This window comes from Streptomyces sp. NPDC047869, from assembly GCF_040704065.1.
Lineage (GTDB): Bacteria > Actinomycetota > Actinomycetes > Streptomycetales > Streptomycetaceae > Streptomyces.
In genome coordinates this window covers 109042-131525 of sequence record NZ_JBEYRK010000021.1, presented here as the reverse complement: position 1 = coordinate 131525, position 22484 = coordinate 109042, and the positions used below count along the sequence as shown (strand labels likewise).

The following is a 22484-nucleotide window of genomic DNA, read 5'->3' as shown; positions in this document are numbered from 1 at the left end:
GGCTACCTCCCCCGCCACTTCGGCGGCCGCTTCTCCTGGAAGGCGGCGTGGAACTCCGCGTAGTCCTCGCCGTTCATCAGCAGGGCCTGGGTCGAGGCGTCCAGCTCGATCGACGCGGCCAGCGGCATGTCCAGCTCGGCCGTGAGCAGCGCCTTGGTCTGGGCGTACGCCAGGGCGGGTCCGTCGGCCAGGCGGCGGGCCAGGTCCCGCGCCGTCCCGTCCGTGTGGCCCTCCTCCGCCGTCACGCTGATCAGGCCGATCCGCTCGGCCTCCGCCGCGCGCACCGGTTCGCCCAGCATCAGCAGCCGGGTCGCGTGACCGAGCCCGACGACGCGGGGCAGCAGGTAGGCCGCGCCCATGTCGCCGCCGGAGAGGCCGACGCGGGTGAAGAGGAAGGCGAACCGGGCCGAGGGGTCCGCGACGCGGAAGTCGGCCGCCAGGGCGAGCACGGCGCCGGCGCCCGCGGCCACGCCGTGCACGGCGGCGATCACCGGGAACGGGCACTCCCGGATCGCCCGGACCACCTGCCCGGTCATCCGGTTGAAGTCGAGGAGCTGGGCGGTGTCCATGGACAGGGTGGCGCCGATGATCTCGTCCACGTCTCCGCCGGAGCAGAAGCCGCGGCCCTCACCGGCCAGCACCAGGGCGCGGACCGACCGCTCCCGGGACAGCTCGGCGAGCAGGTCGCGCAGGTCGGCGTAGGCGCCGAAGGTGAGGGCGTTGAGCCTGTCGGGGCGGGCGAGGGTGACGGTGGCGACACCGTCGTCGAGCTGGACCCGCAGGTGCTCCCACGTGGAGGTGCGGGCGGCGGAGCCGGTGAAGGGACTCATGACGTGCGGCCTCCTGGAGGGGGGCGGTGCCTCACGTTGCTGCGGTGGTGCCTCACGGTGCGGTACCCCATGAAGCTATCACCTGTTCGTGACTGTCGTCACGATAGCGCGACAACCTGCTCCGGGACGGGCCCGGTCCCGTCACACGCGTCACCGGTCGTCCACAGCCGCGTAACAGTGGGCCCGGCAGGGCGAGGCGGGGCGCCCCGGCGGGTAGGCCGCCGGTGGCGGGGCTGAGCGGCCCCGCGCGGTGCCCGCCGACGGTCCTCGTGGCCGGGCCCGTACCATTTCTACGGTTGAAAGCAGGACAGCCTGCTCCATGAACGGACTCGCCTTGTACGAACGCCCCGCCGAATCGGCCTCCTGGCGCATCGCGCTGCCGCACACGACCGCGGCGGTGCCCGTGGCGCGTGCCCTGGTCCGGTCGGCCCTGGCGGAGGTGGAGCACGCGGCCGACAGTGACACCGCCGAGCTGCTGACGGCGGAGCTGGTGGCCAACGCGGTGGAGCACACCGCCGGGCGCGGCCCGATCGAGCTGGTGGTGGAGCTGCGGCCGGGCGGCTGCCAGGTCGAGGTGCACGACCCGGACCCGGCGCCGCCGGGGCATCTCACCCGTCCGGTGATCGAGGAGCCCGACCCCTGGCAGGAGGGCGGGCGCGGGCTGCTGCTGATCCGCGCCCTCAGCTCGTCCTGCGGTCACCGCCCGACCGCTTCGGGCAAGGCGGTGTGGTTCAGACTGCCAGTGGTTCCCGGTCAGCGGCGTCCGGCGTGACCTCGGGGGACGCCTGGGCCAGCGTGGAGTGCCGGCGCCCGTAGGCGGCGTAGACCGCGAGGCCCACCACGAGGAACACCGCGAACTGGATCCAGGTCCGCCAGCCGGTCTCGTACATCAGGTACAGGCAGAAGGCGACGCCGAGCAGCGGTCCGACCGGGTAGAGCGGCACCCGGAAGCTGCGGCTCAGGCCCGGCTCGCGGCGGCGCAGGGTGATCACCGCGATGTTGACGACGGCCATGATCGCGAGTGTGCCGATGGTGCACAGGTTCATCACGGCGTCCAGGGAGGCGAAGGCCGCCGGGACCGCGAAGACGACCGCGACGATCAGCGTGCCGGCCACCGGGGTGGAGGTGCGCGGCGACACCTTCTCGAAGACGCGCGGGATCAGGCCGTCCCGGGACATCGACATCAGGATGCGGGTCTGGCCGTACATCACGGCCAGCACGACGGAGGCGATGGCGACGACCGCGCCGAAGGCGATGACACCGCCGCCGATGGCGGAGCCGGTGACCTCGTTGACGACGTACGACAGCGCCGCGGGCCGGCCGGCGACCTGCTTGCCGCCGATGGCGCCGATCGCGGCGAGCGCGACCGCGCAGTAGAGCAGGGTGACCAGGCCCATGCAGACGAGGATCGCGACGGGGATGTCCCGGCGCGGGTTCTTCGCCTCCTCACCGGCCGTGGTGATCGCGTCGAAGCCGATGTAGGAGAAGAAGGCGGCGGTGGTGCCCGCGCCGATGCCGCCGAGGCCGGCCGGGGAGAACGGGGTCAGGTTGCCGTGCTTGAAGGCGCTGTAGCCGACGGCGCAGAAGGCCAGCAGGATGACGAGCTTCACGGCGGCCATCGCGGCGGTCGCCCGGGCGCTCTCCCGCACCCCGCGCACCAGCAGCACGGACGCCATGGCGATGACGATCACGGCGGGCAGGTTCACGATCCCGCCGTCGCCCGGACCCGCGGACAGCGCGGCCGGCAGCTGCAGGCCGGTGAGGCTGTGCAGGAGCTCGTTGACGTACTCGCTCCAGCCGACCGCGACCGCCGAGATGGAGACGCCGTACTCCAGCAGCAGGCACCAGCCGACCAGGAAGGCGGTGGACTCGCCGAGGCCCGCGTAGGCGAAGGAGTACGAGGAGCCGGAGACCGGGATCGCGCCGCCCAGCTCGGCGAAGGAGAGCGCGGTGAAGACGCAGGTGATCGCGGCGAGGACGAAGGAGATGACGACGGCGGGGCCGGCCTGGGCGACGGAGTCGGAGAGTCCGACGAAGATGCCGGTGCCGACGATGGCGCCGACGCCGAAGCAGATGAGCTGGAAGAGGCCCATCGTGCGCTTGAGGCCGTGGCCCTCGCGGTCGGCGCCGGACTCGGCGACGAGCAGTTGCGGGGACTTGATGCGGTGAGCGGGCATGGGGGGTGGTGCTCGTTTCTGGTGGTGCGGGCGCCCCGGTGGGGGCGCGGCGGCGGCCGGGAGGGGGTGGTCCGGGCCGCCGTTCAGGATAAGGCCAGGTGAAGCGGGTGGGGCAAGTGTCCGCGTGGGGCGGTGGGTCAGGCGAGGGTCGCGACCAGGATCGCCTTGATGCTGTGCAGCCGGTTCTCCGCCTCGTCGAAGACGACCGAGTGGGCGGACTCGAACACCTCGTCGGTCACCTCCAGGGAGGTCAGGCCGTGGGTCTCGTGGATCTCCTGGCCGACCTTGGTGCCGAGGTCGTGGAAGGCGGGCAGGCAGTGCAGGAACTTCACGTCCGGATCGCCGGTGGCGCGCAGGACGTCCATGGTCACGGCGTAGGGGCCGAGGGCGGCGATCCGCTCGTCCCAGACCTCCTTGGGCTCGCCCATGGAGACCCACACGTCGGTGGCGACGAAGCCGGCGCCCGCGACGCCCTCGGCGATCTCCTCGGTGAGGGTGATCCGGGCACCGCTGGACTCGGCCAGCTCGCGGGCGCGGTCGACGATCTCCTGGGCGGGCCAGTAGGACTTCGGGGCGACGATTCGTACGTCCATGCCGAGCAGGGCGCCGGTGACCAGGTAGGAGTTGCCCATGTTGAAGCGGGCGTCGCCGAGGTAGGCGAAGGCGGTCTCCCGCAGCGGCCGGGTGCTGTGCTCGGCCATGGTGAGCGCGTCGGCCAGCATCTGGGTGGGGTGCCAGTCGTCGGTGAGCCCGTTGTAGACGGGCACACCGGCGTACGCGGCCAGCTCCTCGACCTTGGCCTGACTGTCGCCGCGGTACTCGATCGCGTCGAACATCCGGCCGAGGACGCGGGCGGTGTCCTTCACGGACTCCTTGTGCCCGATCTGCGAGCCGGCCGGGTCGAGGTACGTCGTGGTGGCACCCTGGTCGGCGGCGGCGACCTCGAACGCGCAGCGGGTGCGCGTCGAGGTCTTCTCGAAGATCAGCGCGATGTTGCGGCCGCGCAGGTACTGGGTCTCGGTCCCGGCCTTCTTCGCCGCCTTCAGCTCCGCGGCCAGCTCGACCAGACCGCGGAACTCGGCCTCGGTGAAGTCCAGCTCCTTGAGGAAGTGGCGGCCGGCGAGGGCGGTCGGGACAGTCGCCATGGGGGCGCTCCAGGGGTACGGGGTACTCGGGACTTTTGGAAGTCTATACGATGCTCCACATTTCTATACAGGCGCCCGCTCCACGGGGCAGCTCATGCACCGCGGCCCGCCCCGGCCGCGCCCCAGCTCGCTGCCCGGGATCTCGATCACCTCGATGCCCTGTTTGCGCAGGTGGGTGTTGGTGGTGGCGTTGCGTTCGTAGGCGATGACGACGCCCGGCTCGACGGCGAGCACGTTGCAGCCGTCGTCCCACTGCTCGCGCTCGGCGGCGTGCACGTCCTGGGTGGCGGTGAGCACCCGGATCTCACCGAGCCCCAGCGCGGCGGCGATGGCGCGGTGCATGTGCTCGGGCGGATGGTCGGTGACCTTGAGCTCGCGCTCCCCGTCGCCCGGCTGGATGGTGTACGAGCGCAGCATGCCGAGCCCGGCGTACTGGGTGAAGGTGTCGCCGTCGACCATGGTCATCACCGTGTCCAGGTGCATGAAGGCCCGCCGCTTGGGCATGTCGAGCGCGACGATGGTGTGCGCGGACCCCGCCGCGAACAGCTCGTGCGCCAGCATCTCCACCGCCTGCGGGGTGGTGCGCTCGCTCATGCCGATCAGGACGGCGCCGTTGCCGATCACCAGGACGTCGCCGCCCTCGATGGTGGAGGGGTAGTCGGCCTGCCCCCGGGACCACACATGGAACGTTTCGTCACGGAACAGCGGGTGGTGCCGGTAGATCGCCTCGAAGTGCACGGTCTCCCGCTGCCTGGCCGGCCGGCGCATGGCGTTGATGGAGACGCCGTCGTAGATCCAGGCCGAGGTGTCCCGGGTGAAGAGGTGGTTGGGCAGCGGGCGGAGCAGGAAGTCGTCCAGGTCCATGACGTGGAAGCGGACGGAGGCGGGCTCGGCGTGACCGTCCAGGAACTCCCGCTTGGTCATGCCGCCGACCAGCGCCTCGGCCAGCTCGCCGGAGGCCATCCGGTCGAAGGCGGCCCGCAGCGGGCCGGTGGCGAGGGGACCGTACTCCTTCTCGTCGAAGACGCGGTCCAGGACGAGGGCGCGGGCCTCCGGGATCTCCAGGGTCTCGGTGAGCAGGTCGCCGAAGAGGTGGACGGCGACCCCCCGGTCGCGCAGGACGTCCGCGAATCCGTCGTGCTCGGCGCGCGCCCGGCGCACCCACAGCACGTCGTCGAAGAGCAGGGCGTCCTTGTTGCTGGGGGTGAGCCTTTTGAGCTCGAGGTCGGGCCGGTGCAGGATCACCCGGCGGAGCTGCCCGGCCTCGGAGTGGACGTGGTATGCCATGCCTCCATCCTGGCCACCGGTGCCCGCCTTCACGCTCTTCTCGGCCGTTTCCGCCTCGTCCTGTTTTCGTCCCCCTGACACGAAAGGGGCCCGCTGAGACGGAGTCCCGCGCGTAGCCGGCCACGCGCGGGGCTCCCTCCCACCGCTCACAGCCGCGGGTCGACCGGCTCCGACTCCAGGGCGAGCACCCCGAACACCGCCTCGTGCACCCGCCACAGCGGCTCGCCGTCCGCGAGCCGGTCCAGCGCCTCCAGGCCGAGGGCGTACTCGCGGATCGCCAGCGACCGCTTGTGGCCCAGGAAACGGGCACGCAGGCGGGTGAGGTTGTCGGGGCGCGTGTACTCCGGGCCGTAGATGATCCGCAGGTACTCGCGGCCCCGGCACTTGACGCCGGGCTGCACCAGCCGGCCCTCGCCGTCGCGCACCAGCGCGCCGAGCGGCTTGACGACCATGCCCTCGCCGCCGCGGCCGGTCATCTCCAGCCACCAGTCGACGCCGGCGCGGACCGAGTCGGCGTCGCCCGTGTCGACGTACAGCCGCCGGGTGGTCCGCAGCAGTCCGGTGCCGTCGTGCTCCACCATCCGGTCGATCAGGGCCAGTTGCCCGTCGTGCGGGAGCGCGGCGAGGCTGCGGCCCTGGACGGCCAGGATCTGGAACGGCGCGAGACGGACCCCTTCCAGGCCGTCGGTGGTCCAGCAGTAGCGGCGGTATGCGTCGGTGAACGCGGCCGCGTCCGCGGCCCGACCGCGCTGGCGGTCCAGCAGCCCGCCCACGTCCGTGCCACGGGCCGCGGCGGCCTCCAGGGCGGCGAGGGCGTCCGGGAACACCGCGCCGGACGCGGCGCCGACCGCCGCGTACTGGCTGCGCAGCAGACCCGAGGCCTTCAGCGACCACGGCATCAGCTCGGCGTCCAGCAGCAGCCAGTTCGTGTCGAGCTCGTCCCAGAGGCCGGCCTCCGAGACCGCCGAGCGCAGCCGGCCGAGGATCTCCTCGGTCACCTTCCCGTCGTCGAAGAACGGCCGTCCGGTACGGGTGTACAGGGCGCCGGTGGGGCCCTCCACACCGAACCGCCCGCGCGCCGCCTCCGCGTCCCGGCACACCAGCGCCACCGCGCGCGAGCCCATGTGCTTCTCCTCGCACACGACCCGCGCGACGCCGTCCGCCGCGTACTGCGCGAACGCCTCGGCCGGGTGCTCCAGGTAGCCTTCGACGTCCGAGGTGGCCGTCGGCGCCATGGTCGGCGGCAGGTACGGCAGCAGGCGCGGGTCGACCGCGAAGCGGCTGATGACCTCCAGCGCCGCGGCCGCGTTGTCCTCCCGGACCGCGACCCGGCCCGAGTGCCGGGTCTCCACCACCCGGCGGCCGTGCACGTCCGCCAGGTCCAGCGGCCGTCCGTCCTGTCCGCCGGGCGCCTCACTGCGCAGCGGCCTGGCGGGCTCGTACCAGACCCGCTCGGCCGGTACGTCGACCAGCTCGCGCTCCGGCCAGCGCAGCGCGGTCAGCTTGCCGCCGAACACCGCGCCGGTGTCCAGGCAGATGGTGTTGTTCAGCCAGGTCGCCTCCGGTACCGGGGTGTGGCCGTACACCACGGCGGCCCGGCCGCGGTAGTCCTCCGCCCACGGGTAGCGCACGGGCAGCCCGAACTCGTCGGTCTCGCCGGTGGTCTCGCCGTACAGGGCGTGCGAGCGCACCCGCCCGGAGGTGCGGCCGTGGTACTTCTCGGGCAGGCCCGCGTGGCAGACGACCAGCCGGCCGCCGTCGAGGATGTAGTGGCTGACCAGCCCGTCCAGGAAGCGGCGCACCTCGGCCCTGAACTCCTCGCTCTCGCCCGCCATCTGCTCGATGGTCTCGGCGAGCCCGTGGGTGTGCTGGACCTTGCGGCCCTTGAGGTGGCGGCCGTACTTGTTCTCGTGGTTGCCCGGCACGCACAGCGCGTTGCCGGACGCGGTCATCGACATCACCCGGCGCAGCACGCCCGGGGTGTCCGGGCCGCGGTCGACGAGGTCGCCGACGAACACGGCGGTACGGCCCTCGGGGTGCACGCCGTCGGCGTAGCCCAGCTTGGCGAGCAGGGCCTCCAGCTCGGCCGCGCAGCCGTGGATGTCGCCGATGATGTCGAAGGGGCCGGTGAGGTGGGTCAGGTCGTTGAACCGCTTCTCGGTGACGACGGTGGCGCCCTCGACCTCCTCGGCCCCGCGCAGGACGTGCACCTTGCGGAAGCCCTCGCGCTCCAGGTGCCGCAGCGAGCGGCGCAGTTCGCGGATGTGCCGCTGGATGACCCGGCGGGGCATGTCGGCGCGGTCGGTGCGGGCCGCGTTGCGCTCGGCGCACACGTTCTCCGGGACGTCGAGCACGATGGCGATGGGCAGCACGTCGTACTTCCGGGCCAGCTCGATCAACTGGCGGCGGCCGTCCTGCTGCACGCTGGTGGCGTCGACGACGGTGCGGCGGCCGGCGGCGAGCCGCTTGCCGGCGATGTAGTGCAGCACGTCGAAGGCGTCCCGCGACGCGCTCTGGTCGTTCTCGTCGTCGGAGACGAGGCCGCGGCAGAAGTCCGAGGAGATCACCTCGGTCGGCTTGAAGTGCCGGCGGGCGAAGGTGGACTTGCCGGAACCGGAGGCGCCGACGAGGACGACGAGGGAGAGGTCGGTGACGGGGAGGACCCGTCCCGTGGGTGTCTCGGTCATGCCGCCTTCGCCTCCTTCTCGGCCTTCTCGGCGCCGTCGCTCTCTTCGGCCTTCTCGGTCTTCTCGGCGTTCTCGGTCTTCTCGGTCTTCTCCGTCCGCACGTGGAAGACGGCCATCTGGGTGGGCGGCCCGACCTCGGGATCGTCCGGCCCGACGGGGACGAACCCGACCTCGTAACCGTGCCGTCCGGCCACGGCCGCCGCCCAGGCGCGGAACTCCTCGCGGGTCCACTCGAAGCGGTGGTCGCCGTGCCGGACGTGTCCGGCGGGCAGTGTCTCCCAGCGGACGTTGTACTCGACGTTCGGGGTGGTCACGACGACCGTGCGCGGGCGGGCGTGCCCGAACACCGCGTACTCCAGGGCGGGCAGCCGGGGCAGGTCGAGGTGCTCGATCACCTCGCTGAGCACGGCAGCGTCGTAGCCCTTGAGCCGCTTGTCGGTGTAGGCGAGCGAGCCCTGGACGAGGTTCACCCGGGCCGCCTGCCGCTCCCCCATGCGGTCCAGCTTGAGCCGGCGCGAGGCGATGGCCAGAGCCCGCACCGAGACGTCGACGCCGACGATCTCGGTGAACCGCACGTCCCTGAGCAGCTCCTGCACCAACTGGCCCTGGCCACAGCCCAGGTCGAGGACCCGGGCGGCGCCGGCGTCGCGGAGGGCGGCGAGGATCGCCTCGCGCCGCAGCACGGCGAGGGGAGCCGGCTTCTCCTCGTCCTCGGCCCCGGAGTCCTGCGGGACCGCGTTGTCGATCGCCTCGACCTCGCTGTCGTCGGCCTCGGCCAGCCGCACCAGTTCAAGACGCTCCATCGCCTGCCGGGTCAGCGACCAGCGGCGGGAGAGGTAGCGGCTGGTGATCAGCTTCTGCTCCGGGTGCGTGGGCAGCCAGCCCTCACCGGCGCGCAGCAGCTTGTCCACCTCGTCGGAGGCGACCCAGTAGTGCTTGGCGTCGTCGAGGACGGGCAGCAGGACGTACAGATGACGCAGCGCCTCGGCGAGGGTCAGCGCCTCCGACTCCAGGACCAGCCGGACGTAGCGCGAGTCGCCCCACTCGGGGAACTCGGTGTCGAGCGGGACGGGTTCGGCGGTCACCGTCCAGCCCAGCGGCGCGAACAGCTTCCGTACGAGGTCCGGGCCGCCGCGGGCGGGCAGCGCGGGTACCTCGACGCGCAGCGGCAGGGGCGCGTCGGCCCGCTCCGGGCGGGCCTTGCACACGCCCCGCAGGGCGCTGGAGAAGACGCCGCTCAGCGCGACCGCGAGCAGCGAGGAGGCCGCGTAGGGGCGGTCGTTGACGTACTGCGCGAGTGCCGCGTCGGGCGCTCCGCCGCGGCCCCTGCCCTTGCTCCGCCGCACCAGCGCGACCGCGTCGACCTCCAGCATGAGCGCGGCCGTGCAGCGCTCGGCGTCCGCCTGTGGGTAGAACACGTGGGCGGTGCCGTGGGAGGTGGAGAAGGTCTGCGCCTTGTCGGGATGCTTGTGCAGCAGGTACCCGAGGTCGGTGGCCGGGTGGGCGGCGTCGCCGCGTGTGGAGATCGTCAGGAACACATGTCCGAGTCTCCCCGCTGGCGCACCCCGTCGACCAGTGGTTTTCCGGGACGGAGCGGCCCCTCCGCCCGGTTCGGCGCGGAGGGGCCCAAGAGGTGGGCCGGGGGCCCGGGGTCAGGACAGCTGGGTCTGGACCTGGGAGGAGATCAGTTCCAGGTGGTCCAGGTCGTCGAGGTCGAGGATCTGGAGATAGATACGGGTGGAGCCGGTCTCGGCGTAGCGGCCGATCCGGTCGACCACCTCGGCCGGCGAGCCGGCCAGGCCGTTGGCCTTCAGTTCGTCCACCTCGCGGCCGATCGCGGCGGCGCGGCGGGCGACCTCCTGGTCGTCCCGGCCGACGCACACCACCAGCGCGTTGGAGTAGGTCAGGGCACCGGCTCCGCGGCCCGCCTCCTCGGCGGCGGCGCGCACCCGGCCGAACTGCCGCTCGCTGTCCTCGACGGAGGCGAACGGGATGTTGAACTCGTCGGCGTAGCGGGCGGCGAGGCGCGGGGTGCGGGTGGCGCCGTGGCCGCCGATGAGCACCGGGATCCTCTCCTGGGCGGGCTTGGGCAGCGCGGGCGAGTCGGTGAGGTCGTAGTAGGTGCCGTGGAAGTCGAAGGTCTCGCCGGTCTTGGTGGCCCACAGCCCGGTGACGATCTCGAGCTGCTCCTCCAGGCGCGCGAACTTCTCCTTGGGGAACGGGATGCCGTACGCCTTGTGCTCCTCCTCGAACCAGCCCGCGCCGAGGCCCAGTTCGACCCGCCCGCCGGACATCTGGTCGACCTGGGCGACCTGAATGGCGAGCACGCCGGGCAGGCGGAAGGTGCCGGCCGTCATCAGGGTGCCCAGGCGGATGCGCTTGGTCTCACGGGCCAGGCCGGCCAGCGTGATCCAGGCGTCCGTGGGGCCGGGCAGGCCGTCCACGTTGCCCATCCGGAGGTAGTGGTCGGAGCGGAAGAACGCGTCGAAGCCAAGATCCTCGGTGGCCTTCGCCACGGTGAGCAAGGTGTCGTACGTGGCCCCCTGCTGGGGCTCGGTGAAGATTCGAAGGTCCATACAACCATCCTGCACGGCCCCGGCCCCGCCAACCTCATCGGTACCGCCGGGCACGACCGTCCCGATCAGGTGAATCACGTGGTCGCGGGCGCGGAGTGGGTCCGGCCGGTCACACACCCTGCGGGCTGTCCTCCGCGCCCTCGGGTAACACCTCCACCCGTGCGGCCAGTTTGCGCAGCATCTCCAGGACCCGGTCCCGGGACTCGTCCGCCGCGTCGATGGCCTCCATGCACTGCCAGTACGCCGTCTCGTCGGCGGCGGAGCTGGCCATGCCGACCAGCGCCATGCCGACCTCGCCGAGCAGGCCGCCGAGGCAGAGCAGGGTCTGCCGGGCGTCGTCCAGTTCGGTGAGCTGGGCGGCGCGCAGGTCGCCCGGGTCGAGTTCCGGGGCGTCCAGGACGCCGCAGCCCCGGCCCGCCAGTTCGGTCAGGCCCAGCGCCTCGCCCCGCAGCTCCGGCGGACCCGACACCGCGAGGCGGCTGCCGATCGCCTGGGCCAGGGCCTGCGCCTGCCACACCTCGGCCATGATCTCGGGCCGGTCGGTGCCCTGGGCCAGGGCCCGCCTGCTCGTCCCGATGAGTCGCACCGCATCCATGCGCTGCCCCCGTCCAGTCCGCCGTGCGTCCTCGCGCGCCCGCGTGAACTCCCTTGTTCACTACCCAGAGTGAGGGCGCCTGAGACGTAAAGCCAGAGATGGACGGGAAATTGTGGACAACAATTCGGATTCGGGGCGCGCCGTGACTCCGCAGAGTGATAGCGGAGGATGGCGCTCCGTCAGCCGGCGGCGTCCGGCCCCGGGCCCGGGAAGCGCTCCTCGTTGCGGTCGATCTTGGCGGACAGGGCGGCCAGCGGGTCGACGCCGAGGACCTCGCACAGCTGGAGGAGATAGGCGAGGACGTCGGCGACCTCGTCCCGGACCCGGTGCGCGGTGCCCGGGTCGTCCATCACCCGGGCCGACTCCTCGGGCGTCAGCCACTGGAAGATCTCGACCAGTTCGGAGGCCTCCACACTGAGCGCGGCCACCAGGTTCTTGGGCGTGTGGTAGGGCTGCCAGTCGCGCGCGGCGGCGAACTCGGCCAGCCTGCGCTGGAGTCCGGCCAGGTCGGGGTGTTCCGTCACGGCCTCAGGTGTACCACGGTGACCCCCTCGGTCCCCACGGCCCAGGAGGCGTCGCTGACGGCGCCGACGCAGCGGATGTGGCCCCGCTCGCCCATCCGGGCCGCCGTCCGCAGCAGCGCGCGCCGCTGGGCCGGGTCGAGGCCGCGGTCGAAGCCGTCGGCGAGCACGGTGAGGGTGCGCAGCGCGTCGGGCACCTCGCCGGGTGTGTCCACGGCCAGCACGCCGGGCCCGGTCAGCAGCACCAGCGCCAGCGCGACGTAGCGCAGCTCGCCGTCGCCGAGCCGGGCCAGCTCGGTGCGGAAGCCGTCGCCCCGGTCGAGCAGCGCCCGTACGGTGCCACCGGCCAGCGGCTCCGGGACCAGGTCGGCCACCGGGCCCGCGCAGCCGCCGCGCAGCGCCTCCACGAGCGCGGCGTGCCGGCGGCCGCACTCGGACCGGGTGCGCCACAGCACGTCGGCGAGGTTGTCGCAGCCGGGCAGGAGACGTCCCGAGCCGGTGGGAACGGGGGCGCGCATGCACTCGGGGCGCGGGTCGCAGGCGAAGACCGAGCGCAGGGCTACGACCATCTGTTCGGCGGCGGCGAGCACCCGCCGCTGCCCGTCGGTCTTGCCGGCCACCCGCAGCGGCAGCAGCGGGGTGCCGAGCAGGTCGTCGGGGAGCGGGGCACGGGTCACCGGGGAGGTGCCCGCGGTGTGCCAGGCGGCCTGGACGGCCCGGCGGCCCGGGTCGCGCAGGGCGGTCTCCAGCAGGACCACACCGTCCGCCGTCAGCCGTTCGCCCACGATCCGCAGTTCCGGCTCGGCCTGTACGGCGACGTCGAGCCGGACCGGCCCCTCGGCGCCGTCGGCTGTGCAGCCGATCCGGAAACCCCGGCGCCGCTGCGCGTCGGGCCGCGCCCGTTCCGGCACCCACGCCTCCGGTTCCGGGAAGACCTCGTCGAGCGCAGCCCCGCCGCCGAGCCGGGCGAGCGCCTCGTACGCCGCGAGCGCGGTCGACTTGCCCGTTCCGCTCGGCCCGGCGAACAGGGTGACGGCGCCCAGTGGGAACGCGGCCCGCCGGTGCCCGGCGAAGGCGGACAGCCGCAACTCGGTGACGCGGGCGCGCACGTCGAGCGTGCCGGGGGGCCGCTCCCCCGTGCCGCCCGCGAACGGCCCGCCCTGCCCCGGCACCCGGGGGGACTCCTCCGGGGCGGCGGGCGGCGGACCGTGGGGCTCGGACGGCGGTTCCAGGGGCGCGGAGGGCGGCGGGGAACCGGTGGACACGGGAGGGACGGCCATATGCGGACGGTAGGGCTCCGCCGGGACGGCGAACCGTTTTGTCCGCCACACCTTCCTACGATCGGGGGACCATCCCCGCGGCGGCGGCCTCAGCCGCCGGCCATCCCCGCGCCCTCCATCAGCCCGCTCACCTCGGTGCCGGGCGGCGTCAGCAGGAAGACGTTGCGGTCGACCCGGTGCATCCCGCTGCCCAGGCCGAAGACGACGCCCGTGCTGAAGTCGAGGACCCGCTTGGCGACGTCGCCCTCCGCGCCGGACAGGTCCAGCAGCACCGGCACCCCGGCCATCAGCGTCTCGGCGACCTCCCGGGCGTCCGCGAAGACGTTGACCCGCAGGACGACGAACCGGCGCCGCGTCTCGGTCTCGGCGTCCGGCAGCGAACGGTGGCGCACCGCGGACGGCCAGGCGTCCCGGCCCCGCAGCGGCACGACCTGGGCGAGCCCTTCCCACTGTTCATCGGTGACGTCGTAACGGCTCACCGGCTCCACCTGACCTGACTCGCACCCAATGCCTGCACCAGCCAATTCTTACGCCAAGTCACCCGTTCAGCCCAACAGCGACACACTGCGCGACCGCTCAAGCGTCCTGTTCCTTCCGGCACATGTACGAATAAACCCCCCTCTTACCGCCCTCACACCGGTCTCTTCATGTCGTTCCCCGCCTCGCTCACCGGCCGCCACTAGCGTCCGATGCCGTGCACTTGGCAGAAACACAAGCGGTGGCACCCGGGCGGTGGACAGGGCCGGCGATGTCCACCGCCCCGGGACGCCACACCGACGACCTCCGCGGCCCCGCGCAGTGGCACCGGGTCCTGACCCTGCTCGCCGACGTGAGCCTCTTCATCGGGACCCGGTCCCTGTGGTCACAGGCGGCGACCCACAACCTGTTCCTCGTGGCGGTCGTCTCGCTCTGCTACGTCTCGATCCTGACCGGCGGGGTCCTCGCCCTGACGGTCCGCCGGACGCGCTCGCTGGCCCGCCTCGACCTCATGGTGCTGCTGACCGCCCTCACGCTCACCGCCTGCGCCTGGTGGCTGAACCACGCCGGCGGCGACGAGGCGGTCCTCACCGCCCAGGCCGCGCGGGAACTGGTCGCCGGGCACCCGGTGTACGGGCAGCCCTGGCCCTGGCTGTTCCACGGCCCGAACGTCGCGCTGACGCCGACGATAGAGGGGGGTTACGACTTCACGTACGGCTATCCCCCGCTCGCCCCGCTGCTGGCCGCGCCCCTGCTGTGGGTGGGCGGCGGCGGCGCTCCGGCGACGGCGGCGGCGACGATCGCGCTGGTCACCGGCGCGGTGCTGCTGTGGCGGCTGCTGCCGGTGCCCTGGCGCTCGGCGGCGACGATGGTCTGCCTCGGCTTCGGATTCCTGCCGGGGTACGCCCGTTCGGGCTATCCGGCGATCCCGGCCATGGTGCTCCTGATCCCGGTGGTGGTGGGCTGGCCGCGCATCGGCAGGGGCGGGCGGCTCGGCACGCCGGGGATCGCCCGGGCCGTGTGCCTGGGCGCCGCCTGCGCGACCCAGCAACTGCCCTGGTTCGTGGCGCCGTTCCTGCTGGCCGGCATCCACGCGGTGCGCCGCGGCGAACTGGGCGGACGGGCGGCCACCGCGGTCTGCGCGCGGATCCTCGGGATCGCCGCGACGACATGGCTGCTGGTCAACACGTACTTCATCGTGCACGAGCCGGGACCCTGGCTCGACGGTGTCGCGCTGCCCCTGACCCAGGGCGCGGTGCTGCACGGGCAGGGCCTGGTGGACGTCTCGCTGTACTTCACGCACGGCAGCGACCACCTCGACCGGTACGGCCACGCGAGCGCGCTGCTCGCCGCCGCGCTGCTGGCGCTGTACGTGCTGTTCGTACGGCGGCTGGGCCCGGCGGCGACGGTCCTGCCGTGGTGCGCCTTCTACGTGGCTACCCGGTCCCAGGACGGCTACTACCTGATGATGACCCCGCTGTGGCTCGCGGCGGCGGTCACCGTGCCGCTGTCGGACTTCGCGAACGCCTGGCAGCCGCGCCCGCGGTGGCTCCGGGGCCCGCGCCGCCGGCCGGCGCTGGCCGGGGCGGCCGCCCTGCTGGTGCTGCCCGCGCTGGTGAGCGCGGCCCTCGCGGCGACGGGCCGGCCGCCGCTGCGGATGGACGTGACGGCGGCGCGGCGGGCCACGGCGCAGTCGCTGTCCGGCCTGAGCCTGAGGGTGACCAACTCCGGGGGCACCGCGCTCACCCCGCACTACATGCTCACCACCAGCCACGGGATGAGCAGATACTGGACCCTCACGCGCGGTCCGGCCACGATCGCCGCGCACTCCACGGCGTCCGTCGAACTGCGGGCACCGTCCGGCAGGTTCACGCTGCCGGACGCGGTGGGCGCCAAGCTGCGTCTGCGCGCCTTCACGGGGGACCCGCAGACGCTCTCCACCCGGGACCTGCGGCCGTCCGAACTGGGCCGGGGGAAGCCGTCCGAACGGTAGGAAACCGGGCGGCCGGGGCCGGGCGAGGTGCAGGTCACAGCCGCAGAGAGGGAAACGTCACAGCCCTCGCCCCGCTGTCACATGAGCACCCTGCCCTAGCATCCGAGCATGACGGTCCTGCCTGACGACGGGCTCTCACTGGCCGCCGAGTTCCCTGACGCGACACACGAGCAGTGGCACCGCCTGGTCGAGGGTGTGCTGCGCAAGTCGGGCAAGGAAGTCTCGGGCGCGGCAGTTGAGGACGCCCTGTCCACGACGCTCGAGGACGGGCTGCGCACCCGGCCCCTGTACACCGCGCGCGACGCCGCGCCCGACCCCGGCCTGCCCGGCTTCGCCCCGTATGTGCGCGGCGGCCGCCCCGAGGGCAACACGGACGGCGGCTGGGACGTACGGCAGCGGCACACGGCGCTCGGCGGCGGCGCGGACGGCGCGGTGCTGGCCGACCTGGAGAACGGCGTCACCTCGCTGTGGCTGGTGCTCGGCGAGGGCGGCATCCCGGTCTCCGAACTCGGCCGGACGCTCGACGGGGTCTTCCTCGACCTGGCCCCGGTCGTCCTCGACGCCGGGCGCGACACCGAGGCGGCGGCCGAGGCACTGCTGCGGCTGTACGAGGAGAAGGGCGTCGACCCCGCGGCGGTGCGCGGCGGTCTGGGCGGCGACCCGCTCGGCCACGAGGCCCGCACCGGCACCCCGCTGGACACGGCCCCCTTCGCCGCCCTCGCCGAACGCTGCGTAGGGACCCACCCCGGCCTGCGCGCGCTGACCGTGGACGCGCTGCCGTACCACGAGGCGGGCGGCTCGGCCGCGCAGGAGCTGGGCGCCTCCCTCGCCACCGGCGTGGCCTACCTGCGGGCGCTGACCGAGGCCGGACTGCCGGTCGAGGCGGCCTGCGGCCAGCTGGAGTTCCGCTACGCGGCCACCGCCGACCAGTTCCTGACCATCGCCAAGCTGCGCGCGGCGCGCCGGCTGTGGGCGCGGGTCGCCGAGGTGGCCGGGGCCCCGGAGGCGGGCGCGCAGGTCCAGCACGCGGTGACCTCGCCGGTGATGCTGACCCGCCGTGACCCGTGGGTGAACATGCTGCGCGCTACGGTGGCCACGCTGGCCGCCGGGGTCGGCGGCGCCGACTCGGTGACCGTGCTGCCGTTCGACCACGCACTGGGCCTGCCGGACGCGTTCGCCCGCCGTATCGCGCGCAACACCTCCACGATCCTGCTGGAGGAGTCCCACCTGGCCCGGGTCATCGACCCGGCGGGCGGCTCCTGGTACGTGGAGCGGCTGACCGAGGAACTCGCCCAGGCCGCCTGGGCGTACTTCCGGTCGATCGAGCGGGACGGCGGCCAGGCCGCCTGCCTGCGCTCGGGCCGGATCCGCACGGACCTGGCGACGACCTGGGCGGAGCGCTCCAAGAAGCTCGCCAAGCGGCGCGAGCCCATCACCGGTGTCAGCGAGTTCCCGCTGCTGGGCGAGAAGCCGGTGGAGCGCGAACCGGCGCCCGAACCGCCCTCCGGCGGACTGCCCCGGGTGCGCCGCGACGAGGCGTTCGAGGCCCTGCGGGCCCGCTCCGACGCCCACCTGGCGGCCACCGGTGCCCGGCCGAGGATCTTCCTGGCCGCCCTCGGCTCGCCCGCCGAGTACACCGCGCGCTCGACGTTCGCCGCGAACCTGTTCCAGGCGGGCGGCATCGAACCGGTCACCGAGGGCGCCTTCGAGGACAGCGGTGCCACCGAGGCGGTGCTGTGCTCCAGCGACGCCGTCTACGCCGAACGCGCCGCCGAGGCCGCCGAGTCGCTGCGCGCGGCCGGCGCCCGGCACGTGTTCCTGGCGGGCCGCCCGGCCGAGCACCCGGGCGTCGACTCGTACGTCTTCGCGGGCTGCGACGCCATCGACGTGCTGTCCGCGACCCTCGACCGCATGGGAGTGTCCTGATGGGAATCCCCGACTTCTCCGGCATCGAGCTGGGGACGCCGGCCGTCGACGGCGGCGCCGAGGAGTGGCGCACGGCCGTCAAGCGGGCGACCGGGAGCGAGGAGCCGCTGTGGGAGACCCCGGAGGGCATCGGGGTCAAGCCGCTGTACACCGGCCGTGACCTGGAGGGCCTGGACTTCCTCGGCACGTTCCCGGGCATCGCGCCGTACCTGCGCGGCCCCTACCCGACGATGTACGTCAACCAGCCCTGGACGATCCGCCAGTACGCGGGCTTCTCCACCGCGGAGGAGTCCAACGCCTTCTACCGGCGCAACCTGGCGGCCGGCCAGAAGGGCCTGTCGGTCGCCTTCGACCTGCCCACACACCGGGGTTACGACAGCGACCACCCCCGGGTGACCGGCGACGTCGGCATGGCGGGCGTGGCCATCGACTCGATTCTCGACATGCGGCAGCTGTTCGACGGGATTCCGCTCGACAAGATGACCGTGTCGATGACCATGAACGGCGCGGTGCTGCCGATCCTCGCGCTGTACATCGTGGCGGCGGAGGAGCAGGGCGTACCGCCCGAGAAGCTGGCCGGAACCATTCAGAACGACATTCTGAAGGAGTTCATGGTCCGCAACACCTACATCTATCCGCCGAAGCCGTCGATGCGGATCATCTCCGACATCTTCGCGTACACCTCGCAGCGGATGCCCCGCTACAACTCCATCTCCATCTCCGGGTACCACATCCAGGAGGCCGGTGCGACGGCCGACCTGGAGCTGGCGTACACCCTCGCGGACGGTGTGGAGTACATCCGCGCGGGCCGTGAGGCCGGTCTGGACGTGGACGCGTTCGCGCCCCGGCTGTCGTTCTTCTGGGCGATCGGCATGAACTTCTTCATGGAGGTCGCGAAGCTCAGGGCGGCCCGCCTGCTGTGGGCCAGGCTGGTCTCGCAGTTCGAGCCGAAGAACAGCAAGTCCCTGTCGCTGCGCACCCATTCGCAGACCTCGGGCTGGTCGCTGACCGCGCAGGACGTGTTCAACAACGTCACGCGCACGTGCGTCGAGGCGATGGCGGCGACCCAGGGCCACACCCAGTCGCTGCACACCAACGCCCTCGACGAGGCGCTGGCGCTGCCCACCGACTTCTCGGCGCGCATCGCCCGCAACACCCAGCTCCTCATCCAGCAGGAGTCGGGCACCACCCGGGTCATCGACCCGTGGGGCGGCAGCGCGTACGTGGAGCGGCTGACGTACGACCTCGCCCGCAAGGCCTGGGCGCACATCCAGGAGGTGGAGCAGGCGGGCGGCATGGCGCAGGCCATCGACGCCGGCATCCCCAAGCTGCGCGTGGAGGAGGCGGCGGCCCGCACCCAGGCCCGCATCGACTCCGGCCGCCAGCCGGTGATCGGCGTCAACAAGTACCGGGTGGACAGCGACGAGCAGATCGAAGTCCTGAAGGTCGACAACTCCTCGGTGCGCGCCCAGCAGATCGAGAAGCTGCGGCGGCTGCGCGCGGAGCGGGACGAGCAGGCCTGCCGGGACGCCCTGGACGCGCTCACCCGGGCCGCCGACGGCGGCGACAACCTGCTGGAGCTGGCCGTGCGCGCGGCCCGCGCCAAGGCGACCGTCGGTGAGATCTCCGACGCCCTGGAAAAGGTGTACGGCCGGCACGCGAGCCAGATCCGTACCATCTCCGGGGTGTACCGCAACGAAGCCGGCGAGTCCCCTTCCGTGGACCGCACCCGTGCCCTGGTGGACGCCTTCGACGAGGCCGAGGGGCGCCGGCCGCGCATCCTGGTCGCCAAGATGGGCCAGGACGGCCACGACCGCGGCCAGAAGGTGATCGCGACCGCGTTCGCCGACCTCGGCTTCGATGTCGACGTCGGCCCGCTGTTCCAGACGCCGGAGGAGGTCGCCCGGCAGGCGGTCGAGGCGGACGTGCACGTGGTCGGGGTGTCCTCGCTGGCCGCCGGTCACCTCACGCTGGTACCGGCGCTGAAGGAGAAGCTCGCCGAGGAGGGCCGCGAGGACATCATGATCGTGGTCGGCGGGGTGATCCCGCCGCAGGACGTGCCGACCCTGCTGGAGATGGGCGCCACGGCCGTGTTCCCGCCCGGGACGGTGATCCCGGACGCGGCGTACGACCTGGTGAAGCGGCTGTCGGCCAGCCTCGGCCACGAACTGTAGCCGCGTATGGCAGCGATCGATCTCGACACGTATGTGAAGGGTGTGCTCGACGGCAGGCGGGCCCTGGTGGCCCGCGCCATCACGCTGGTCGAGTCCACCCGGCCGCAGCACCGGGCGCTGGCGCAGGAGTTGCTCACCGAGCTGCTTCCGCACAGCGGCCGGGCGCGGCGGATCGGCATCAGCGGTGTGCCGGGCGTCGGCAAGTCGACGTTCATCGACGCGTTCGGCACGCTGCTGACCTCGCTGGGGCACCGGGTGGCCGTCCTCGCCGTGGACCCCTCCTCCACCCGCACCGGCGGTTCGATCCTGGGTGACAAGACGCGGATGGAGCGCCTCGCGGTCGACCCGGACGCCTTCGTGCGGCCCTCCCCCAGCGCGGGCACGCTGGGCGGGGTCGCGAAGGCCACCCGGGAGTCGATGGTGGTGATGGAGGCCGCCGGGTACGACGTCATCCTGGTGGAGACCGTCGGCGTCGGCCAGTCGGAGACGGCGGTCGCCGACATGGTCGACTCCTTCCTGCTGCTCACCCTGGCCCGCACCGGCGACCAGCTCCAGGGCATCAAGAAGGGCGTGCTGGAACTGGCCGACGTGATCGCCGTCAACAAGGCCGACGGCCCGCACGAGCGGGACGCGCGGGCGGCGGCCCGCGAACTGGCCGGTGCGCTGCGGCTGATGCACGGCAAGGACGCCTTCTGGACGCCGCCGGTGCTCAGTTGCAGCGCCCGCGAGTCGGCCGGCCTGGACGTGGTCTGGGAGCGGCTGGAGCAGCACCGTACGCTGCTGGACTCCACCGGCCGGCTCGCCGCCAAGCGGCGGGACCAGCAGGTCGACTGGACCTGGTCGATGGTCCGGGACGAGCTGCTGGGCCGGCTGCACGCGGATCCGGCCGTGCGCGAGGCCGCCCCCGCCCTCGAACAGCAGGTGAGGGACGGCACGTTGACGGCGACCCTGGCGGCGGAGGGCATCCTGCGGGCGTTCGGGGGACGGCGGGACCCGGCGCCGGGGCAGTGAGCCCCGGCGGCGGATCTGTGGGCTGCCCGTCGTCTCGCGGTCTCGCGCGTGGAGCGGGCGGCGAGGACGCTTCCCGCGGCGGCGCCGTCGTCGCCGCGGGAAGCGTCGCATCGTCCCCGCGGGAGGGGGTAGTCCGAATAGGAACCATTTGACCGCACAGGCCGCACAGGCCGCACAGGCCGCACAGGCCGCACAGGGGAGATGAACAGCCGTGGGGATGTCCCACTCACTCGTCCGGGGCGTGCTCGTCATCACGCTGCACGACGATCCCGGCGTCGGCGGCCGGGCCGCGCTGCTCGACCAGATCAGCGCTCTGGTCGAGGGACACAGGCCGGTCGCCCTCGTCGTCGTCCTCGACGGGGACGCCGGGGCCGAAACGGCGGTCGCCGTGGTGCTGCGCAGCCACCGTCTGTGCAGCCGGCTCGGCCTGGTGATGTCCGTCGCCACCCACAGCGCCCCCCTACGGCGGCTGCTCGAGGCCGGCGCCGACACGGCCGGTACACGCCTGGTCATCCACGCCCGCGCCGACACCGCGATCGCCACGGCCACCGCGCTGACGGCGGCGGCGTGAGGACCCGGTCACGAGGGCTGCCGCCGCGTGGCTGAGCCGGGGCGACACGGGTACCCGGTGCCTGGACACGCAGGTGGCCGACGTGTGGAGGTGTCGACAGTGCGCACCGGACTACTGCGGATCATCGGGGCGGCGACCCTCGCCTACGGAGCGGCGACGGCGTACCGGCCGGACCTGCTCGCCAGGCCCTGCGGGCTGGTCGATCCGGACGGTGACGTGGGCCCGCACACCGCCGCGGTGCTGCGCCCCCTGGCGGTGCGGGACGCCGTGAGCGGGCTGGCGATGGCCGTCGCTCCCCGGGGCCCGGCGCTGGTCACGGCCTCCGCCGTGCGCATCGCCTCGGACGTCGGGGACGCGGTCCTCTTCGGCACCGCGCTACCCGGCCGGTTCCGGCGGGCGGGCGCCGTCGTCACCGCCCTGGGCTGGGCCGCCCTGACGACCGCCGCCCTGATCACCCCGGCGGGGCCCGGGCGCCGCGCGCTGCGGCTGGCAGCGGGGAGTGTCGTACCCGGTGCGCCCGGGAGCGTCACGGAGTGCGGAAGCCGCGGAAGGTCACGCGCTCGCGGGACGTGAACCCCAGTCGCTCGTAGAGGGCGATCGCGCCCGTGTTCGCCTCCGCCACGTGCAGGAAGGGACGTTCGCCGCGTTCCACGACACGGGCGACGAGCGCCTCGATCAGCCGGGCGGCGTGGCCCCGGCCGCGTGCCTCGGGGGCGGTGCAGACGGCGCTGATCTCGGTCCAGCCCGGGGGCCGCAGCCGTTCCCCGGCCATCGCCACCAGTCTGCCGTTGTCCCGGATGCCCAGGTAGGTGCCCAGTTCGGGGGTGCGCGGCCGGAACGGCCCCGGGCGGGTCCGCTCGACGAGGGAGAGCATCTCGGGCACGCTGTCCGGACCCAGTTCGAGCACCTCCGCGCCGGCCTCCGGGCGAGGGGGCGCGGACCGGCCGCCGGGCCAGGTCATCTGGCGGCCCTCCAGGGTGAAGACCGGCTCCCAGTCCGGCGGCGGAGCGGCCGGGCAGCTGAACATGTCGGCGAGTTCACCGGGACCGAGCAGCCGGGCCAGGTCGGCCCATTCGGCCGGGTCCGGGTCGGCGGACACGGCGCAGAAGGTCGCCACGTCCGGCAGGTAGCCGGCGGCCCGGCCGAACCGGCGGGCGAGATGGGCGTGGTGGCCGCGGAGCGACTCGCCCACCGGGTCGTCGAGTACCACGGCCTCGCGGTTCACCATCGTGCT

Annotated in this window: 19 protein-coding genes; 7 read left to right on the top strand and 12 right to left on the bottom strand. The window is 73.2% G+C overall.

The window, feature by feature from the left end; translation table 11 throughout:
* Positions 1–2 precede the first annotated feature (2 nt).
* Positions 3–830: an enoyl-CoA hydratase family protein gene (locus AB0924_RS25505; protein WP_358934795.1), complete on the bottom strand. Its 828-nt coding sequence runs from the start codon at positions 828–830 to the stop codon at positions 3–5.
* Positions 831–1149: 319 nt separating this feature from the next.
* Between AB0924_RS25505 and AB0924_RS25500 the strand changes: the two genes are divergently transcribed.
* Positions 1150–1602, top strand: coding sequence for an ATP-binding protein (locus tag AB0924_RS25500; RefSeq protein WP_351666646.1), 453 nt, complete (start codon positions 1150–1152; stop codon positions 1600–1602).
* Here the strand turns inward: AB0924_RS25500 and AB0924_RS25495 are convergent.
* From AB0924_RS25495 to AB0924_RS25450, 10 genes are all read right to left on the bottom strand, one after another.
* Positions 1562–3007 carry an amino acid permease gene (locus AB0924_RS25495; RefSeq protein ID WP_358934793.1) on the bottom strand — a complete coding sequence of 482 codons (1446 nt, stop codon included), beginning with the start codon at positions 3005–3007 and terminating at the stop codon, positions 1562–1564. The genes AB0924_RS25500 and AB0924_RS25495 overlap by 41 nt on opposite strands.
* 137 nt (positions 3008–3144) lie before the next feature.
* Complete coding sequence (argF, locus tag AB0924_RS25490) at positions 3145–4152, bottom strand: ornithine carbamoyltransferase (protein ID WP_358934791.1); 1008 nt, start codon at positions 4150–4152, stop codon at positions 3145–3147.
* Positions 4153–4215: 63 nt separating this feature from the next.
* On the bottom strand, positions 4216–5439 hold the full coding sequence (locus AB0924_RS25485) for an arginine deiminase (RefSeq protein WP_358934789.1): 1224 nt from the start codon (positions 5437–5439) through the stop codon (positions 4216–4218).
* Between the two features lie 146 nt (positions 5440–5585).
* Positions 5586–8126 (bottom strand): polynucleotide kinase-phosphatase, encoded by a 2541-nt coding sequence (locus AB0924_RS25480; RefSeq protein ID WP_366912617.1) that lies wholly within the window; start codon positions 8124–8126, stop codon positions 5586–5588.
* A complete protein-coding gene (locus tag AB0924_RS25475; RefSeq protein WP_366912616.1) occupies positions 8123–9664 on the bottom strand; it encodes a 3' terminal RNA ribose 2'-O-methyltransferase Hen1 in 1542 nt (513 codons plus the stop codon). Before AB0924_RS25475 ends, AB0924_RS25480 begins: the two co-directional genes overlap by 4 nt.
* A gap of 114 nt (positions 9665–9778) precedes the next feature.
* Positions 9779–10702, bottom strand: coding sequence for an LLM class F420-dependent oxidoreductase (locus AB0924_RS25470; protein ID WP_358934782.1), 924 nt, complete (start codon positions 10700–10702; stop codon positions 9779–9781).
* A 109-nt stretch (positions 10703–10811) separates the two neighbouring features.
* A complete protein-coding gene (locus AB0924_RS25465) occupies positions 10812–11297 on the bottom strand; it encodes a DUF6099 family protein (protein ID WP_358934779.1) in 486 nt (161 codons plus the stop codon).
* Between the two features lie 179 nt (positions 11298–11476).
* Positions 11477–11821: a nucleotide pyrophosphohydrolase gene (locus AB0924_RS25460; RefSeq protein ID WP_366912615.1), complete on the bottom strand. Its 345-nt coding sequence runs from the start codon at positions 11819–11821 to the stop codon at positions 11477–11479.
* Entirely contained in the window at positions 11818–13098 is a 1281-nt protein-coding gene (locus AB0924_RS25455) for an ATP-binding protein (RefSeq protein ID WP_366912614.1), read from the bottom strand. The genes AB0924_RS25460 and AB0924_RS25455 overlap by 4 nt, the downstream gene beginning before the upstream one ends.
* A gap of 89 nt (positions 13099–13187) precedes the next feature.
* The gene (locus AB0924_RS25450) at positions 13188–13577 is read right to left on the bottom strand and encodes a cell division protein SepF (protein ID WP_199212371.1); all 390 of its coding nucleotides are present in this window, start codon (positions 13575–13577) and stop codon (positions 13188–13190) included.
* 269 nt (positions 13578–13846) lie between these two features.
* Between AB0924_RS25450 and AB0924_RS25445 the strand changes: the two genes are divergently transcribed.
* From AB0924_RS25445 to AB0924_RS25420, 6 genes are all read left to right on the top strand, one after another.
* Positions 13847–15568, top strand: a complete 1722-nt coding sequence (locus tag AB0924_RS25445) for a hypothetical protein (RefSeq protein WP_358934772.1) — start codon at positions 13847–13849, stop codon at positions 15566–15568.
* 108 nt (positions 15569–15676) lie between these two features.
* Positions 15677–17494: a methylmalonyl-CoA mutase family protein gene (locus AB0924_RS25440; protein ID WP_358934770.1), complete on the top strand. Its 1818-nt coding sequence runs from the start codon at positions 15677–15679 to the stop codon at positions 17492–17494.
* Positions 17494–19668 (top strand): methylmalonyl-CoA mutase, encoded by a 2175-nt coding sequence (gene scpA, locus AB0924_RS25435; protein ID WP_366912613.1) that lies wholly within the window; start codon positions 17494–17496, stop codon positions 19666–19668. The genes AB0924_RS25440 and scpA overlap by 1 nt, the downstream gene beginning before the upstream one ends.
* A 6-nt stretch (positions 19669–19674) precedes the next feature.
* A complete protein-coding gene (meaB, locus tag AB0924_RS25430; RefSeq protein WP_358934766.1) occupies positions 19675–20679 on the top strand; it encodes a methylmalonyl Co-A mutase-associated GTPase MeaB in 1005 nt (334 codons plus the stop codon).
* Positions 20680–20896: 217 nt separating this feature from the next.
* Positions 20897–21250: a hypothetical protein gene (locus AB0924_RS25425; protein WP_358934764.1), complete on the top strand. Its 354-nt coding sequence runs from the start codon at positions 20897–20899 to the stop codon at positions 21248–21250.
* Between the two features lie 99 nt (positions 21251–21349).
* Positions 21350–21823: a hypothetical protein gene (locus AB0924_RS25420; RefSeq protein WP_366912612.1), complete on the top strand. Its 474-nt coding sequence runs from the start codon at positions 21350–21352 to the stop codon at positions 21821–21823.
* Here AB0924_RS25420 and AB0924_RS25415 read toward each other — a convergent pair.
* On the bottom strand, positions 21777–22478 hold the full coding sequence (locus AB0924_RS25415; RefSeq protein WP_358934760.1) for a GNAT family N-acetyltransferase: 702 nt from the start codon (positions 22476–22478) through the stop codon (positions 21777–21779). The genes AB0924_RS25420 and AB0924_RS25415 overlap by 47 nt on opposite strands.
* Positions 22479–22484: the final 6 nt, after the last annotated feature.